The sequence below is a fragment of the Anaerostipes amylophilus genome, from assembly GCF_025567365.1.
In the GTDB taxonomy this organism is placed as follows: Bacteria; Bacillota; Clostridia; order Lachnospirales; family Lachnospiraceae; genus Anaerostipes; species Anaerostipes amylophilus.
This window is the reverse complement of sequence record NZ_JAOQJG010000003.1, coordinates 184,942-203,489: the sequence shown is the minus strand read 5'-3', so window position 1 is coordinate 203,489 and position 18,548 is coordinate 184,942. Positions and strand designations below refer to the sequence as shown.

Sequence of the window (18,548 nt, the reverse complement as noted above, 5' to 3'; positions counted from 1 at the left end):
TGTTTTGTATCATTTGTCTTATCATACCACATTTACATAGTCGTTTGAATGATTTCTTTCTTTTTCTACAAGAAATGATTCGATGGCTTCTGCAAGGTTTTTATGTCCTTCTTCATTCATATGTTCCATATCTGCCTTACTTGGTTTGGCTACATCACTTGCTGCAAGAAAATCACATCCGTATTTCCATGCAATCTTTAAATATGTCTGTTTTAATTGTTTGGATACTTTCACAGAATGCTGATCAAATTCGGGATCAAACCCTGGTTTCCATACATCTTCTCCAAGTTCAATTGGAGATACTAATAAAATATCGATCGTAGGATCATGTTTTTTGATCTGTTGGATTAATTTTTCGATGCCTTTTCCAATACGCTCTGCACTTGCATGATTGTATATTTTACAGTCATTGGTTCCAAGCATTAAAACCACCTGATCAAGCGGTGTGTGTGTTTCTAAAAGCATCGGAAGTACTTTCGCTCCATTCCTTCCATCTCTTGTTGCATCATCAAACACACTGGTTCTTCCGCATAATCCTTCTTCAATGATTCTATATCCTTTATCGTAAAGCTTCTCTGATAAAATACCTGTCCATCTTGTTTCTCTGTTATATCTTCTATTTGTACCGGGGATGAGTCCGTATGTATTGGAATCTCCGAAGCATAATATTTCTTTCATCTCTGTCACCTTCTTCGTTATATTTCATACAATTTTAATAGGAATAATATGATTATAAGGAATGAAATTATACTTGTCAATAGGTTATGAACAGAAAAATACCTTATAAGATATAAAAATATCCTATAAGGCATTATAGATTTGTGCTATTTTTAATTTAATTTTTCTCACAAGCACTCTGAATTATTTTTTTCCAACCATACTTTTTATGTTTCCATCGCTCCTCTTCCATTAATGGCTCATACTTATCACACTTAATCTGGTCAAAAATCGTTTTATCATAAATTCCCAAAGCAATTCCTGCCAAATATGCTGCCCCAATTCCTGCAACTTTATTTTTATCAATCCCTGCTTCTGTAACCAGTTTCTTTACAACATAAATCGTATTTTGATAGATTTCTTCCGGATTATGTGATACCAATCCAAGATCATTAATAATCTGTTTGTGTGAAAGGTCTTCTCTTCTTAACGTAATACCTCGATCATTAAATAAAAAAAATGGCTTTATATCATATTTTGTATATGATATAAAACCATTTTTTCGTTATTATTATATAAGTTAATTTATAAAGGGCTTAGTCATTCTTCTTCCCAAGCAATAAACTTACGATCACACTTAAAACAATCGTGATCACCATATCAGGAAGTGTGTTTCCAAGGATCGTATCGACACCCATCAGCCAGCGGTATGCAATAAAGCCAACAACCCATACAAGCATGTTCTGAATGCATACAGATTTTCTTGAAAAATCCTGATGAAGGATAAAGAAATCTGCGATCTGTACGGCGATCATTGGTGCAAAGACTGAACCGATCAGATATAAGAAATCTGTGATGTCATCCATTGGATAAACAATGGCTCCAATGATTCCGATCACTGTTGCTGCAACTGCGATCCATTTTCCATTGATATTCTTAGATAAAGATTCACTGGAAATTCCAGCAGACCATGCATCTAAGAATGTTGTTGTTACGGTTGAGAATACGATAATTAATAATCCTGCGATTCCAAGTCCGGCTTTTACCATGATCTGTGCGATATCAGATTCTCCTGTGAAAATAGAGATTCCCATACCGATCACATACATCCAACAGCTGACTAATCCATAGACGATCACGCTTGCCCATGTTGCTTTTGTTGGTTCTTTTGCTTCTCTTGTGTAGTCACTGATCAATGGAAGCCATGATAATGGCATAGCTACCGCAAGTTCTACAGCTGCGCCAAATGTTAATCCATCGTTTGCAACCGTATTTAATGATCCATGTCCAAAAATGATAAAGCTTAATACAACGGTTAAGATAAATAAAGCTGCCATTGCAACCGTATTAATCTTTCCTAAACTTTCAATTCCAACTAAGATCCAGATGATGATCAGTCCTCCGATCACAACTGGCCATACCCAGTTTGCCACATGAAAGATTCCTGCTGCCGCTAATGATCCATCATAGATCATGATGGCTGTCCATCCAACTAACTGTAAAATATTTAATACTGCAAATAACAAAGCTCCTGTTGATCCAAAGCTCATTTTTACAGTTTCCATTGCGCTTTTTCTTGTCTTTCCACCAATAAATCCGGCAAAAAACATCATTCCACATCCAATGATGTGTCCAATGATGATCGCTAATAATCCTTTGGTAAACCCTAAAGGTGCGAAACTTGTACCTGTTAAAATTTCTGCTAATGAAACTCCTGCTCCAAACCAGATCAGTCCGTTTTCAAAGATTGATGTTCTTCTGCTTCCCATCACTTATGCCTCCTCTTTCCATTCATCTTTTAAATCAAACGCATGATTCATTGGTCCACTTCCAGCTCCTAAATCTAACATATCTGCTAAAGCTCTTGAAATATAATCTTTTGCTCTTTGTACAGAAGTCTTAAGATCAAAACCTTTGGCAAGATTTGCTGCGATGGCACTAGAAAGAGTACATCCTGTTCCGTGTGTGTTTGGGTTGTTGATCCTCTTTCCTTTAAACCAAGAAACTTCTTCTTTTGTATATAATAAGTCATTGGCATCGTTGATGTTATGACCACCTTTTAATAAGACAGCACATCCAAGATCTTCATAGATTGCTTTTGCCGCTGCTACCATATCTTCTTCCGTGTGAATCTCCATACCACAAAGAATCTCTGCTTCTGGAATATTGGGTGTGATTACCGTTGCAATCGGTAATAGTTCTTTCTTTAATGTATCTACAGCATCTTCTTCTAATAATCTTGATCCACTCGTTGCTACCATCACTGGATCAACAACGATATTTTCCGCTTTATAATGCTGTAATCTCTCTGCGATCATTTTGATCAGTCCACTCGAGGAAACCATTCCAATCTTGACTGCATCTGGCCTGATGTCTTCAAAGACTGCGTCGATCTGTTTCTTTAAAAACTCTGGATCTGCTTCTAAGATTCCTGTTACGCCGGTTGTATTCTGGGCTGTCAGTGCTGTAATGGCGCTCATTGCAAATACACCATTCATTGTCATAGTCTTTAAGTCAGCCTGAACTCCAGCGCCTCCACTGGAATCACTTCCAGCGATTGATAATGCTGTTCTCATAAGTATCTCTCCTTTTCTCTTATGCATTATTTTTGTATTGCGATCAAAAGTGGTGCCCCCAATTGACCGCATTGTTTTATAGGCTGTTTTCTCATAAAATTTACTTGCCTATAAACACAAAAAACGGAAAGCTACTGATTTAGTAACTTTCCGTATATTCGCGATTCATGATCTTCGTTTCCTACGCTGGCATTACCCAAATCAGGTTCAAAGGTCGAAAGTTTTACTTTCCTCTCAGCCTGTTTCACAAGCTCCCTGTTTTTATTTCTTTGTTATTATAGATCAAATCGTTTGAATTTTCAAGTTTTTGTATACAAACTTTAAATTTCTTTTCCTTTTGTTGCGATCACATGAACAATAAATGGAACAAACAGTGTGATAAATGCTGCGTATCCAAGGTATGCATATCCCTGTTTTACAACGGCTAATAATCCAAACTGTGCAATGGCAAAAGCTAAGAATGTAAAAATAAAAGTTGCAATGGCATTTCTTACTAAAGTTACTTATTTTTTGTAACAAATGCTATTTCTTTTTATGAAGCAATCTTTTGTATATATGTTATATTCTTATTCGTCGTCATCACTAACGATCACTGGCTCTTTCTCCACCACCTGCTGTGGTTTCATTGCCTGATTCACAACTGGTGCTAATAATACTTTTCCTGTTCCACGGTATACATTTACCAGACCTTCACCACTCACTGCAGAACCAAGCAAAGATCTTCCTGCTCGTTCTACCGTAAAGTCAAGACTTCCACTCCATGCAATTGCAAGGTTTCCGTCAATCTTTATAACATCATCTTCTAATGTGATTTCCACTAATTCTTCTCTTGGGCAATCGGATTCCAGACAGACAACTCCGCTTCCTTTTAATCCTAGGTTGAAGAATCCTTCACCACCTGCAAATGCAGAAGAGAACGTCTTTCTTCTGACTGCTTTTTGTTTCAGTGTAGATTCACAGGCTAAAAATAAACCATCATCTAATACGATCGAATTACCCCATTCGTCAAGATCTAATAAAATGATATGTTTATATGTAGGTTCCAAAACAAGAGTTCCATCTCCTGTATATTCTGGCTTAATCGCAGATTCTCCCGTTACTTTTCCCCGGATTGTCTTGGATAAGAAATCTCCTGCTCCTTTGATTCCTGTTGTCGCAGAGACATCTCCTGCCATCCACTGCATGGCACCTGCCTGAATTGTTACATTTCCTTTAGATAATTCGCATTTAAGCTGACGTTTTCTTACGTTCATCTGACTGCAGAAGAATGCTAACTGGGCATCTTCTGGCATAACACTTAAGTCTCTCTGATATTCGATGACTTCAAATGGTCCTGACTGGTCGATGATCTTTACGTCGTCGTTGTCACTGAAATTGCTGATTTTGTACATAATCTTTCCCTTTCCTGTTATTTTAAAGAAACGTTTCTTAACTATTGCTCTAATTTATTGTTCATTTTAATATCAGTTTACCATATTCCTTTTTCATCCACAAATGAAACTATTTGTATCAAAACATGTCTATCATTTCTTGTTGAGATTCTTTATCATTAAGTGTTTTTTTTTGGGGGATATCTGGACATATGAAATCTATTGTTTATAATATTATTTAAAAATAAAACTTTAAGGATTTTTATTATGGGAGGGAATTATTATGGAACATATTATCGTTTTATTTATCTTGGCTTTATGCTTTTTTTCATTTTTTTACTTTTTATATCATGTACTGGTAAAATTACAGAACAAAGAAAACTTTTCAGATGAGTATAAATTGATGGTTGCTTCTATTGTTATTTTTGTTTTTATATTGTTGATATAAAATTTTCTTAAATAAAAAACAGACCATATAAAACTTTAGGTCTGTTTTTAATTTATACAACTGTTTCTATAATATATTCTCCTTTATAATCAATAATAATATCTGTTCTTTTATTATCTCTCATTCGTGCTTCAATATAATAATTTCCTACCATTTTCTTCTATAAACTTTTGATCTTTTTCTGAATAAATTTCTTCATAATATTCATAAAACTTTTGCATTGCCAATGGCATTTGCAACATTCCAGATACAATAAATTGATTTCGATCAGATGATACCTTCATATACATTTGATTATTATCTGCGATATTCCATAGACTGTTATATTTCGATTCTTCTTGTGGATGTAGTTTTAACTTTAATGTTTTAATATCGTAAACACCTGCAAGAATTACAGAATGAAATGTTACATCTTTTCCCTGCTGGCATTTTAAATATTTCTCTCTTAGAAGTCCGAGGAAAGATAAGAAAATCTGATTGTCTGAACTTTTGTCTACTTCATCGGCAGCTTCAAAACTTAAACTCAAAACCAGATAATCTTGTTTTCGCAATTCTTTTTCCAGAAGATAAAGCAAGGTTGTCTTACCATATTGTCTGGCTCGATTGATCGTAAAGTATTGTCCTGATTCGATATATTGATTGATAATCTGCTGAATCCTGTTGCTAAGATCAACCATATAATTTTTCTCCGGGATACATGTTCCTGTTGTACAAAACTTCTTAGCCATAAACCCCAACCTCCTTTCTTGTCCACTCTCTATTAATTACACCCTTATTCTACAATTCATCAAAATCAAATATCATTGGGATTGTGCTTTCCTGATAATATTTCTGTTCTTTTTCAAAATAAGCTTCTAATCCTTTATAGTCTTGTTCGTGCTGTGCTTTATTAAGATATCGATTATATTCTGCTTTATGAATATCACGGATGATTACTGGAACAATATTATGATCCAGACATTGTTTTAGAATGATCATACGCCCGACTCTCCCATTTCCATCCTGAAATGGATGAATATTCTCAAACTGTGCATGAAATTTAGCAATATCGTATAATGTAATTTTCTCTGCGTTATGATACTTTTCTAATAACTGATGAATCTTTTCTGGAACTTCTTGTGGCAATGCTGTCTGGATATCACTGACTCTGTTTGCACGCTTTTTCCACCCACCAATTGCATATCCATTTGCTCGATCTTCAAAAACACCTTCCTTTAAATTTTTATGCATATTTTTTATGATATCTTCTGACAAAGGTTTTTCCATACATTTCATTACATAATTAAACATTTTGAAATGACCATTCATTTCTTCTATATCTTTTGTTCGAAAAATCATGTCTGGATCATCCACATATAAAGTTCCTGTTTCAAACATACTTGCTGTCTGTTTCTCTGTTAAGGTACTTCCTTCAATTCGATTGGAATTATACGCCATACTCCTCTGTGTATAACCGTATACTCCGCTTCGATCCTGTTTTTTAAATTCTATTTGCAGTCTGTCTTTTAATCGTTTCATATATGTTTCATTTTCCATGATTTTATCTCACCTCTTTTATTTAATCTGTTATTTTTAAGTATAGCATGAATTATGAATTTCTACATCTATTCTTTTAGAAGTCTATCCAATAATACTTCCCGATTATTTATAAACATCTCCGTAATCTGATAACTTTCCGTCTCCTCATACTCACATAAATGAATCCTACCATCATCAAAACAATAAATGTCAGCGTCTGGAATTCCTAGTAAAATCGGTGAATGCGTAACAATAAAGAACTGTGCTCCTTTTCTTGCACATTTATATATCTCCATTAATAATGTTAATTGTCTTTGTGGTGATAATGCCGCTTCTGGCTCATCAAAAAGATACAATCCATTGGGCTGTAGATTATTTTGTGCTAATGCCAAGAAACCTTCTCCGTGTGATCTCTCATGATATCTGGCTGAATCTATTCCACCATATTCTTCTTCCTTCGTTGCAACATTATAGAAACTTTCTGCTCTAAGAAAATATCCCCATTTTTCCTTCCGATATCCTTTTACAACTCTGATGGCATCGCATAATTCGGAGTGTGTATCATGCGTAGAAAATACATAGTTTTTCGTTCCACCTTCTGGATTAAATCCATAAGCTATGGCAATTGCTTCTAATAATGTAGACTTTCCACTTCCATTTTCTCCAACAAAAAAGTTGATTGAATTTTGAAATTCTAGTCTTTCAACATCTTTTAATGCTTCTATTTGTTTTAGGTAACTGTCATCATCTATTTTGTTCCAGTCAAATATAATGCCCTGTATAAACTGATCATTCATTGGATTTCCTCTCTCCTGCTCCCTTCTTCCCAATCTTTGCAATGCGTTAAATACTCTATAAGTTTATCTGTATTGTTATCATAATCATATTGTGAAATTCCTTTATAAAGTGCCAACTCTGTAAAAAGTCCACTACAATTTGATTCAATATATCCTGTAGCTTCATCTATGTAAACATATATTTTCTCTTCATCATCCATTTCTTGATAATATTCCTTGCTTGCCGTTGAATCTTCAACACGATATGCATGGAATTTTATATCTTCCGATGAAATATTCTCTCCATCGAGTGAATGCATGATATTGAACCTGCATATTTTCATTTCAATATCTGATATATTTTGCGTAATATCTTTTATGATAAATTTTTGCTTTAAATAATCAATCACTTCTTCTATGCTTTTCTCACCAATAATTGATGGATTTTTATATTTTTTGATCAAGCTTTTGACGTATTTATTCATGTTCATTTGTTACCCCTTTTTTGTTTTTATCTTCTTATTGTTATATATTTGATAAACTAAAAATCATTTTATCACTTTACATTTTATCAAAAAAAGATATGACACGAAACTGTCTTTTCATATTTCTATATCTCGAAATACTTATTCTATAGGATATTCAAAAAGCGAATCTATAGAAACTCCCAATACTTTAGATAACCCATATAATTCTATATCTGTTACCGTTCTACTTTTATCCTCAATTCGTGAAATAGATCCTCTGCAAATATATATTGCTAATGTTTCTAATTTATCTGAAAGTTCTTGTTGACTCATCTTTTTTTGTTTCCTTAATATTTTCAGATTGCTTCCAATTAAATTTTTTTCATTACTATCAATTATTCTTGCCATTTTTATCTCCTTTATTTTTGTCTTGTCACAGGACAAAAATAAAGATATTATGAATCCGTGATAATATATTTCTTACTGGATATTATAAAGGTTGCGATGGAAACTGGCATGATTATGACGATAGCTGTAATCTGAATAGCGATGACGATGATTGTTGCAGTTTATTATGTTCATGTTTATGTTTATCTGGCTGTTCTGCATGTTGTTGTGATAGTGACACTTATATGAATGCTGGCAAATGTATTTCTCATTGTCTATGTTAAGGTCGTGAATTATGTTAGGGTATATTAAAACACAAAGAGATGATTTAAGAATATGCGATTTTCGCCTATACAAACAACAATATTGTGCACTATGTCAAGGAATAGGAAAAAAATATGGTATAGTTTATCGTTTAATTTTAAGTTATGACATGGTTTTCTTAGCATTAGTACTCGAAAATTTTGAAACAGAAATGACACCCCTATCTTTTAAATGTCCAACAAATCCATTCAAAAAAATAAACACGAGTATTTCTAATAATGTAATAGAATATTGTGCATTTATAAATTACTATCTTTCTGTTCTTAAATTGGAAGATGATATTATAGATGAAAAAAATAATGTCAAAAAAATTATATTAAAATTTTTCAAACATAATTCACAATACCAAAACATATTAAATACATATGGTGCTAAATTAAATGTATTATCTGAATTAATGAGCAAAATAAATTCTCTAGAATCAGAAAATGCTTGTTTTGATCAACTATCAAATTTATTTGGTGAATTTTTTGTTGAGCTTTTTCAGTTATTTTTCAAATTATATAAAGAAGATTGTGTGATAGAAAAATACGATAATTTATATTCACTCTGTTTTAATCTTGGAAAATGGATTTATATTATAGATGCCTATGAAGATATGCAGAATGGAAATTTTAATTTATTACAAAATATAATGAAAGAAGATGATTCTGATAATAAATTAAATGCCCATAAAAAAATTGCAATGATAAATAAAATATTAATATTAAAAATGGAAAAATCATTTCATGAAATAACATGGAATAAATATAAGGAAATACTCTATAATATTGTTTCTTTAGTATGTACTAATACATATTTTAAAATATTACACGAAAAATATCCAGAAATTGAATCTATTATTAGATGCATATAAAAAAGAAGGAACCCTAAGTGCAACGATTAGCAAAATGCGTGTTGCACTCAGGATTCCTTCCTTTTATATATTCATAGACTATATTAAATTCACCTTACATTGCTTTTCGATATATCTCAGCAATTTCTTTCTGTGTAAACACAACCGGATTGTTCTTAACACTTGCCGCAGATACTTTCATACAGTTCTCTGCCATCCAAGGAATATCTTCTTCGGATAATCCAAGGTCAGATAGTGTACAAGCAAGGTCGATATCTTTTAACAGACTTCTTAATTTACCAGCAAGATCTTCTGCGGTAACCCCGCCAAAGATTCTTGCGATCTTAGCAAATTTGAAGTGGTTTCCTTTATGAGATGCTTCTACGATCACTGGTGTTAATGCTGCAAGTCCCTGTCCGTGGACGATATCTTTTAGTCCGCTGGCTGGATGTTCCATTCCATGTGCCAGTGTGACACCTGCTGTATTGATGACCATTCCACCGATCGTTGATGCCAGTGTGATCTTCTCCCATGCTTCTTTGCCGCCTTCACCTTTATATACTTTGACAAGGTTTCCTGCGATCAGTTCCATCGCGTATAAACTTAGAGCATCTGTAAATGGCTGTGCGATCTTTGACGTGTATGCTTCCATGCAGTGACATAATGCATCGAATCCGACAGATGCAAGTACATGTTTTGGCATTGTCATCATGCATTCTGGATCAACAATGGATACTTTTGCAACGATCGCATTGCAACGTAAGGATTTCTTGTCTCCGTTTTCTGGGTTTGTAAGAACCGCAAATCCATTTCCTTCTGATCCTGTTCCGCAAGTTGTAGGGATTAAAACTAATGGTAATGCTTTATCGCTTTGTAATTTGTTATAAATGTAATCGTTGATATCTCCGTCATTGACACTTAAGAATGCGATCGCTTTTGCACAGTCCATGATACTTCCACCACCGATGGCTACGACAACATCACATCCATTTGTTTTTGCAAACTCGGCACCTTCCATCGCAGTTGTCGTTAATGGATTCTGTGCGACTTTATCAAATAGTACATGGTCGATTCCTGCTTTAGAAAGACTGTTTGCTACTTTATCATATAAACCAGATTTCTTTGCACTGCTTCTTCCGGTTACGATCAATGCTTTCTTACCATATGGTTTTGTAAGTTCTCCAGTTTCTAAGACTTTACCATTTCCAAATGCAATATTAACTGGAAGGAAGTAATTAAAGTTAATTGCTGGCTGTGCTTCTACTACATTTTCAGCAGCATTGACAACTCCAAGTGCTTCTTCAAATGTATGATCTTCTTCTGTTTCTACTTCATTTTCGTCTACCGCAACATCAATATGAGATCCGAATTTTTCTTTGTATTTTGATTTACAGATAACGAAGAATACAACACCTAAGACAGCCCATCCACCTGCCATTGCCCATTCTTGTGGAACTAGGTTTGATCCTGATCCTGGAATGATATACATTGCTACCATAAATCCTGACATTATGACTGCCAATACACCAACAATCTTATAATGTTTTACTTTATATGGACGAGCCATTTCTGGTGCTTTCTTTCTTAAAATGATGAAAGATAAGGAAACCATACAGTATGCAAGACAGCATCCAAAGTTACCTGCATCGACAATCCATACTAACATTTTACGTCCAAATAATGGTGCTAAAATAGATAATCCACCGATTAAATATAATGCATTGACTGGTGTTTTGTGTGTTTTATGTAATTTTCTAAATGTTCTTGGGATCATGTAAGATTCAGCCATGGAATACATGGCACGGCTACCACCGATCAAGAAAGAGTTCCAGCTTGTAACGATTCCACACATACCACCAACGATCAAGACTTTTGACATAATACTACTGTGGAATGCCTTTGCCATCGCATCGGCTGTGACAAGTCCTGATCCAGCCTGAGATGATGAAATATCAGATGGACTCATAACATAACCAACGCCTAAGATGATCAGCGCATAAAATGCAACTGCAAGTACAATGGATAAGATCATGATCATACCGATCTTCTTCAACGGTACATTAATCTCTTCTGCTGCCTGTGGAATAACATCAAATCCAATAAAGAAGAATGGTGTCATAACTGCAACACTCATGATCGCTTTCATCGTAGTTGATGCACTATCTCCTGCAAATAACTGTGGTGCTAGATTGCTACTATCTCCACTGACTACAGATGCTACAATTAAAAGAATTCCAACACCACCGATAATAACAGTTAAAACTGTCTGTAAAGTTGCTGCTGTCTTAGCACCTTTGATATTGATCAATGTAATAAATAAAGCAACGATCATCGCAACTGCAAGCCATGATGCGTAAATATCAAATCCTGCGACAGTATACAGATATCCTTTTAAGAATCCTGGATAAATATAAGTGATAATGGTAGGTAACGCACACGCTTCAAAACATACAACGCTGACATATCCTAAAATGATCGCCCATGTGCAGATAAATGAACCAATCGGTCCCATAGCTTTATAACTAAATACATGTTCTCCACCACACTGTGGCATCGCTGCGGTAAGTTCTGCGTAGGTAAGTCCTACAAAGAATACCATCGCACCACCGATCGCAAAACCGATGACAGCTCCTAAAACTCCGCCTCGTCCGATCCAGTCCCCGGTTGAAACAACCCATCCCCAACCGATCATAGCTCCAAATGCAATGACTAAAATGTCCCATGCACTAAATACTTTGTCAAATTCTGATTTTTTCTTTTCCATTATATATCATTCCTTTCTTGCTTCACATTCTGTTTAAAGTTTCGAAAGAAAAAAGACGCTAAAAGATCCTTATCTCTTAACGCCTTTGTTAGAATGTAAATGTATTTTATTTTAGTCTTCAAATCGCAGATCAATTAACTGCATGATATATTTTGCTGTTTTTTCAAGTCCAAGAATACTGGAATCGATCATCATATGTCTGGTTCGACAATCTCTCATATCAGAGTTTGTCATATATTCATATCTTGATTTCAGCATTCCATCATTATATTTTACAAGCTTTTGTGCTTCTTTTTGTGAAATACCTTTTTGCTCCATAATATGTTTGACTTTAAATTCATCTGGTGCATATACAAAGATGTTCAAGCAGTCATCTCTGTCTTTTAATATGTAGTTACTGCATCGTCCAATGATAACGCAGGAAGATTTCGCTGCCAGTTTATGGATAACCTCAAACTGTGTATAGATAACACGATTTGTAAGGTTTGCATATCTTGGTCCAAAAGTTGTGTCAAACTCATATTTGACATTTTCTTTTCCGGAATCAGCTTTTTCTACCAGATCTCTGTCAACTCCTAACTTTTCTACGACCTGATCCACTAAATCTCTGTCGTAAAATGGAATTCCTAGTGATTCGGCAACCATTCTTCCGATGTCCGGACCACCGCTTCCGTATTCACATCCGATATTTACGATAAAATGTTTCATTTACATTCCTCCCTGATATTTTGATCTTTTTTCAAAGATTTTATTTTATGCTAAGGATTCCACAGCCTCCTTCATGATCGCAAATGCTTTATCACATTCTTCTTCCGTTACGATCAATGGTGGAATTGTACGAATGACACTGCTTCCGATGGCTGTGACTAACAGTTTTCGATCAAAACATGCATGTTTGATATCAACTGCGTTTAATGTGTCATCAAATTCAATACCTGTTAATAATCCCTGATGTCTGACTTCTTTTACATGAGGAAGTCCTTTTAATTTCTCTGCGAAATAATCTCCGACTTTCTTCGCATTTCCAGCAAGATCACGATCGATCAGTTCATTAACTTCTGCTAAGGCTGCTGCACAGCTGACTGGATGTCCACCAAATGTTGTTCCATGAGATCCTGGTGTAAATGCTTTGGCAACTTCTGCTGTTGCACAGATTGCTCCGATTGGCATACCTCCACCTAATCCTTTTGCCATGGATACGATATCTGGTTTGATTCCATAGTTCATATAAGACATTACCGCACCTGTTCGACACCATCCTGTCTGAACTTCATCAATTAAGAGTAACATATCATTTTCATCACAAAATTCTCTTAAACCTTTCATGAATTCCTGTGTTGCTGGATGAACTCCTCCTTCACCCTGTACTGGTTCGATCATGATCGCGATCGTATTTTCTGTACATGCATCTTTAAATGCTTGCAGGTTATTATATGGTGCGTATGAGAATCCATAAGTCATTGGTCCAAATCCAACCTGACATCCATTTCCCGGCTGTCCTGTTGCTGACATTGCTCCGAATGTTCTTCCATGGAATCCCATCTTGGCTGTTACGATATGATAATGGTTTGGTCCGTATTTTTCAATTCCATATTTACGGGCCATCTTGATCATTGCTTCATTTGCCTCTGTACCAGAATTCTGATAAAAGATCTTATCCATTCCAATGGTTTCACATACTTTTTCAGCAAGCAGTGCCTGAGGAATTGTGTATGGATAGTTGAATGTATGCATAATATCGCCAACCTGATCTTTAACTGCTGCTACAACTTTTTCATTACAGCTTCCTGCGTTGTTAACTGCAATTCCTGCATAAAAATCAAGATATGCTTCTCCATTTTCATCGTACATATACATGTCTTTTGCTCTCTCAGCAAGGAAGTCAAAACGTTCATATGTTTCGATCATATATTTGTTTACTTTATCTTTAATGTCCTGACTTGTTAATCCTGTATCTTTTAATCTCATATCTGTTTCCTCCTCATGATGTTATTGGTTATTTAACTTCTCTGGGCCAGATTTTGTTTATCTCTTTTGTTGATAAACTTGAAATAATAAAAAGAAAAGCAAGGGAAACTCATCCTATGATAAGCGCCCTTGCTTAATTTTTATCTTTTATTTTGTACAAATATACAATAGCACTGGTGGAGTGAATTGTCAATATATCTGTCGAAATTTTTTAATTTTCTGTATTTTTATCTTTTATAGTATATTTTAATTATTTACTTATGTGTTTTTGTGGCCTTCTCATGATTTTTTGGAATTTTTATAAAATATTATACACTGTATTTGTCCATTATATTGAACACCTTGTTCTATTATCCTATTATTCCTGTATGATATTTACCGATAGTCTACAAATACACAGATAAAACTTGTCTTTTGGTCTGTATTATTTTTGTAATTGTGTTTTTTATCTGTCTCAAATCGATAGATCTGTCCTTTTGTGATTTTCTGAATTTCTTCACCACATTCAATCGTAAGTTCTCCATCTGTTACAGAAAGATATTCTCTCGTCTTCTCTCCGTGGCTTCCACTGATATATTCTCCTCCTGGTTCGATGTCGATGCGATAAATCTCTAACTGATGATTATCTTCGTATGGAAAGCAGGTCCATACTTTGTATTCGCCGATCATTTCTTTTGTTGGAGTCATCTGATCTGGTGTTACGAGACAGGATTCCATTGGCGGAGCTTCGATTAATTCTTGGAATTCAATTCTTAATCCGCTGGTGATCTTTCCTAAGACTCCTAAGGATGGATTTGCTGTTCCTTTCTCAATTTGGGCTAGCATGCTTTTGCTGACTCCTGTTTGTTCGGAGAGGACATCAAGGCTCATGCCTTTGGAGGTTCGGATTCTTTTTAGGTTGACGGCTACGTTGTGGGATAGGTATGATTGGTAATCCATATCGAAAGCTCCTCTCTTTTTTATTTTTTATTATTACAATGTTTTAGTCTAATTTTCAATCTATTTTTCATATTATACTACAAATTTGGTAAAATAAAAAATAGGCAACTTTATACAAAGTGCCTATTTTTTATTATGAGTTTCTTTGAATTATTGTTCAATTCTTAGAATTTACCTGCTTTAGCAGCTTCTTCGATAGATACAGCTACTGCAACTGTAGCTCCTACCATTGGGTTGTTACCCATACCGATTAATCCCATCATTTCTACATGGGCTGGTACTGAAGAAGATCCTGCGAACTGAGCATCACTATGCATACGTCCCATAGTATCTGTCATTCCGTAAGAAGCTGGTCCTGCAGCCATGTTATCTGGATGTAATGTACGTCCTGTACCACCACCAGAAGCTACAGAGAAGTATTTTTTACCCTGTTCGATACATTCTTTTTTGTATGTACCTGCAACTGGATGCTGGAAACGAGTTGGGTTTGTAGAGTTACCTGTGATAGATACGTCTACACCTTCTTTGTGCATGATTGCAACACCTTCTGTTACATCGTTAGCACCGTAGCAGTTAACCTTAGCTCTTAATCCTTCAGAGTAAGATTTTCTGAATACTTCTTTTACTTCACCTGTGTAGTAATCCATTTCAGTTTCAACATATGTAAATCCGTTAATTCTGGAAATGATCTGTGCAGCATCTTTTCCTAATCCGTTTAAGATAACTCTTAAAGGTTTCTGACGAACTTTGTTCGCTTTTTCAGCGATTCCGATAGCTCCTTCAGCAGCTGCGAAAGATTCGTGACCTGCTAAGAATGCGAAACATTCTGTTTCTTCTTCAAGAAGCATCTTTCCTAAGTTACCATGTCCAAGACCTACTTTACGCTGATCAGCTACAGATCCAGGAATACAGAATGCCTGAAGACCTTCACCGATAGCAGCAGCAGCGTCTGCAGCTCTTCTGCAACCTTTTTTGATTGCGATAGCAGCACCTACTGTGTAAGCCCATTTTGCATTTTCGAAACAGATTGGCTGAATTCCTTCAACCTGAGCATAAACATCTAATCCAGCAGCTTTTGTAATTTCAGCAGCTTCTTCGATAGAATTGATTCCATACTCTTTTAAAACAGCAAGAATCTGTTTTTCTCTTCTTTCATATGATTCAAATAAAGCCATTATTCGCTACCTCCTATTCCTTTCTTGGGTCAATAATCTTAACAGCGTCATCAACGCGTCCGTACTGACCTTTGGCCTTGTCAAGTGCTGTCTGAGCATCGTCTCCAGCTTTGATGAAGTCCATCATTCTACCAAAGTTAACAAACTGGTATCCAATGATTTCATCATCAGCGTCAAGAGCGATACCTGTAACGTATCCTTCAGCCATTTCAAGGTAACGAGGACCTTTCTTAAGTGTTCCGTACATTGTACCAACCTGAGATCTTAATCCTTTTCCTAAGTCTTCAAGACCAGCACCGATTGGAAGTCCTTCTTCAGAGAATGCACTCTGAGTTCTTCCGTATACGATCTGTAAGAATAATTCTCTCATTGCTGTATTGATAGCATCACAAACTAAGTCTGTATTTAATGCTTCTAAGATTGTTCTTCCTGGTAAGATTTCAGATGCCATAGCAGCTGAATGTGTCATTCCTGAACATCCGATTGTTTCTACTAATGCTTCCTGGATGATACCTTCTTTAACGTTAAGAGTTAATTTACATCCTCCCTGCTGAGGTGCACACCAACCAATACCATGTGTTAATCCTGAGATGTCTGTTACATCTTTCGCTTTTACCCATTTTGCTTCTTCAGGAATTGGGGCAGCTCCATGGTTTACACCCTGAGCTACTGTACACATTTGTTCTACTTCATGTGAATAAATCATGTTGAAACTCCTTTCAGTATTAAAAATAACACTATTATTTTAGCACATCGTTAAAAATAAAACAACAAATTATCTTAAGAACTTCGTTAAGTTTTTCAATGTTTTTGTTGGTTTGTGTGATAAAAATAATTTTTTTGTCAAGTTGTTTTTCTTTTATACAAAAAATCTCGAATTTTCATTTTTTTTAGTTAATTCAGTAAATTGTCTGAATTCTATTCCCCTTGTTTTCTTTAGGAATTGCGGGTATAATTTAATACATATTTTTTATAACAGAAAGGAATTATGATTATGAGTCATTATGATTTAGAAACAAAATGTCTTCATTCTGGTTACACTCCTAAGAAAGGAGAACCATGTGCACTCCCTATTTATCAGAGTACTACTTTCAAATATGATACAACCGATGAAATGGGACAGTTATTTGATCTGAAAGCAGAAGGATATTTCTATACACGTCTTCAGAATCCTACAAACGATGCTGTGGCTGCCAAAATCGCTGATCTTGAAGGAGGTGTTGCAGGACTTCTTACTTCTTCTGGACAGGCTGCGAACTTCTATGCGATCTTTAATATCTGTGAGGCTGGAGATCATGTTGTTGCAGCTTCTACGATCTATGGTGGAACATTTAACCTTCTGGGTGTTACATTAAAGAAACTTGGAATTGACTGTACATTCGTTGATACTGATGCAAGTGCTGAAGAAATTGCCGCTGCATTTAAACCAAATACCAAAGTTTTATTTGCAGAGACAATTGCAAACCCTGCACTTGTCATTCTTGATATTGAGAAATTTGCAAAGGTTGCCCATGAACATGAAGTTCCATTGATCGTTGACAATACTTTTGCAACACCGATCAACTGTCGTCCTTTTGAATGGGGTGCTGACATCGTCACACATTCAACAACAAAATATATGGATGGACACGCTGTTCAAGTTGGTGGTGCGATCATTGACAGCGGAAACTTTGACTGGGACGCTTATGGGCACAAATATCATGGTCTTACTGAACCTGATGAATCTTACCATGGTGTCGTTTATACAAAACAATTTGGAAAGAAAGCTTATATCACAAAAGCTACAACACAGCTGATGCGTGACCTTGGTTCCATTCCATCCCCTGAAAACTGTTTCTTATTAAATCTTGGATTAGAAACTCTGCCTTTGCGTGTAGAACGTCATTGTGAAAATGCTCAGAAAGTCGCTGAATTCTTAGATGCTCATGAAAAAGTATCTCATGTTATTTATGCCGGACTTCCTGATGATAAATATCATGAACTAGCACAAAAATATATGGATGAGGGAAGAACCTGTGGTGTTATTTCCTTTGAACTGACTGGTGGACGTGATGCTGCAGTACGTTTTATGGATAACTTGAAATTAGCAAATATTGCGACACATGTTGCTGCATCCAAAACGATGGTACTTCACCCTGCAAGTCATACACATCGCCAGATGAACGATGAACAGTTAAGAGAAGCTGGAGTTTCTCCTGGAATGATCCGTTTATCTGTTGGAATTGAAAGTGCAAAAGATATTATCAATGATCTGAAAGAAGCACTTAAAAATGCATAATTTTACAATTAATTCTATCACATAAAAATCTATAATATAAGCCTAACCACCAATTTACATCTGATA

General features: G+C 35.3%; 18 protein-coding genes and 1 riboswitch. Of the genes, 2 read left to right on the top strand and 16 right to left on the bottom strand.

Features of this window, described 5'->3' with window-relative positions; all coding sequences use genetic code 11:
- Positions 1–21 precede the first annotated feature (21 nt).
- The 10 genes from OCV53_RS05425 to OCV53_RS05380 form a co-directional block, all read right to left on the bottom strand.
- Complete coding sequence (locus OCV53_RS05425; RefSeq protein WP_022375694.1) at positions 22–678, bottom strand: GDSL-type esterase/lipase family protein; 657 nt, start codon at positions 676–678, stop codon at positions 22–24.
- Between the two features lie 157 nt (positions 679–835).
- Complete coding sequence (locus OCV53_RS05420; RefSeq protein WP_262568597.1) at positions 836–1,186, bottom strand: FGGY family carbohydrate kinase; 351 nt, start codon at positions 1,184–1,186, stop codon at positions 836–838.
- A gap of 67 nt (positions 1,187–1,253) precedes the next feature.
- Positions 1,254–2,426 (bottom strand): putative hydroxymethylpyrimidine transporter CytX, encoded by a 1,173-nt coding sequence (gene cytX, locus OCV53_RS05415; RefSeq protein WP_022375696.1) that lies wholly within the window; start codon positions 2,424–2,426, stop codon positions 1,254–1,256.
- Between the two features lie 3 nt (positions 2,427–2,429).
- The gene (gene thiD, locus OCV53_RS05410) at positions 2,430–3,233 is read right to left on the bottom strand and encodes a bifunctional hydroxymethylpyrimidine kinase/phosphomethylpyrimidine kinase (protein WP_055196965.1); all 804 of its coding nucleotides are present in this window, start codon (positions 3,231–3,233) and stop codon (positions 2,430–2,432) included.
- Positions 3,234–3,394: 161 nt separating this feature from the next.
- A riboswitch (TPP riboswitch) is annotated at positions 3,395–3,500 on the bottom strand.
- A 299-nt stretch (positions 3,501–3,799) separates the two neighbouring features.
- Positions 3,800–4,624, bottom strand: coding sequence for an AIM24 family protein (locus OCV53_RS05405; RefSeq protein WP_022375698.1), 825 nt, complete (start codon positions 4,622–4,624; stop codon positions 3,800–3,802).
- 558 nt (positions 4,625–5,182) lie between these two features.
- Positions 5,183–5,779 carry a hypothetical protein gene (locus OCV53_RS05400; protein ID WP_055196963.1) on the bottom strand — a complete coding sequence of 199 codons (597 nt, stop codon included), beginning with the start codon at positions 5,777–5,779 and terminating at the stop codon, positions 5,183–5,185.
- Between the two features lie 49 nt (positions 5,780–5,828).
- Positions 5,829–6,587, bottom strand: a complete 759-nt coding sequence (locus OCV53_RS05395) for a Fic family protein (RefSeq protein WP_055196961.1) — start codon at positions 6,585–6,587, stop codon at positions 5,829–5,831.
- Between the two features lie 68 nt (positions 6,588–6,655).
- Positions 6,656–7,366 carry an AAA family ATPase gene (locus OCV53_RS05390; protein WP_055196959.1) on the bottom strand — a complete coding sequence of 237 codons (711 nt, stop codon included), beginning with the start codon at positions 7,364–7,366 and terminating at the stop codon, positions 6,656–6,658.
- Positions 7,363–7,836: a hypothetical protein gene (locus OCV53_RS05385; RefSeq protein ID WP_022374894.1), complete on the bottom strand. Its 474-nt coding sequence runs from the start codon at positions 7,834–7,836 to the stop codon at positions 7,363–7,365. The genes OCV53_RS05390 and OCV53_RS05385 overlap by 4 nt, the downstream gene beginning before the upstream one ends.
- 135 nt (positions 7,837–7,971) lie before the next feature.
- On the bottom strand, positions 7,972–8,220 hold the full coding sequence (locus OCV53_RS05380; protein WP_022374893.1) for a helix-turn-helix domain-containing protein: 249 nt from the start codon (positions 8,218–8,220) through the stop codon (positions 7,972–7,974).
- Between the two features lie 274 nt (positions 8,221–8,494).
- Between OCV53_RS05380 and OCV53_RS05375 the strand changes: the two genes are divergently transcribed.
- Complete coding sequence (locus OCV53_RS05375; RefSeq protein ID WP_055196957.1) at positions 8,495–9,379, top strand: DUF5685 family protein; 885 nt, start codon at positions 8,495–8,497, stop codon at positions 9,377–9,379.
- A gap of 94 nt (positions 9,380–9,473) precedes the next feature.
- On the opposite strand, the gene OCV53_RS05370 is transcribed toward OCV53_RS05375, so the two are convergent.
- The 6 genes from OCV53_RS05370 to OCV53_RS05345 form a co-directional block, all read right to left on the bottom strand.
- Entirely contained in the window at positions 9,474–12,122 is a 2,649-nt protein-coding gene (locus OCV53_RS05370; protein WP_055196955.1) for a bifunctional amino acid transporter/iron-containing alcohol dehydrogenase, read from the bottom strand.
- 111 nt (positions 12,123–12,233) lie between these two features.
- Positions 12,234–12,830: a cytidylate kinase-like family protein gene (locus tag OCV53_RS05365; RefSeq protein WP_022374890.1), complete on the bottom strand. Its 597-nt coding sequence runs from the start codon at positions 12,828–12,830 to the stop codon at positions 12,234–12,236.
- Positions 12,831–12,875: 45 nt separating this feature from the next.
- Entirely contained in the window at positions 12,876–14,090 is a 1,215-nt protein-coding gene (locus OCV53_RS05360) for an aspartate aminotransferase family protein (RefSeq protein ID WP_055196953.1), read from the bottom strand.
- Between the two features lie 375 nt (positions 14,091–14,465).
- Positions 14,466–15,029 carry a helix-turn-helix domain-containing protein gene (locus tag OCV53_RS05355; RefSeq protein ID WP_055196951.1) on the bottom strand — a complete coding sequence of 188 codons (564 nt, stop codon included), beginning with the start codon at positions 15,027–15,029 and terminating at the stop codon, positions 14,466–14,468.
- 164 nt (positions 15,030–15,193) lie between these two features.
- Positions 15,194–16,204 carry a GGGtGRT protein gene (locus tag OCV53_RS05350; protein WP_055196949.1) on the bottom strand — a complete coding sequence of 337 codons (1,011 nt, stop codon included), beginning with the start codon at positions 16,202–16,204 and terminating at the stop codon, positions 15,194–15,196.
- 13 nt (positions 16,205–16,217) lie between these two features.
- Positions 16,218–16,910, bottom strand: a complete 693-nt coding sequence (locus OCV53_RS05345) for an iron-sulfur cluster assembly scaffold protein (protein WP_008392877.1) — start codon at positions 16,908–16,910, stop codon at positions 16,218–16,220.
- Positions 16,911–17,198: 288 nt separating this feature from the next.
- On the opposite strand from OCV53_RS05345, the gene OCV53_RS05340 reads away from it, so the two are divergent.
- On the top strand, positions 17,199–18,482 hold the full coding sequence (locus OCV53_RS05340; protein ID WP_055196947.1) for an O-acetylhomoserine aminocarboxypropyltransferase/cysteine synthase family protein: 1,284 nt from the start codon (positions 17,199–17,201) through the stop codon (positions 18,480–18,482).
- Positions 18,483–18,548: the final 66 nt, after the last annotated feature.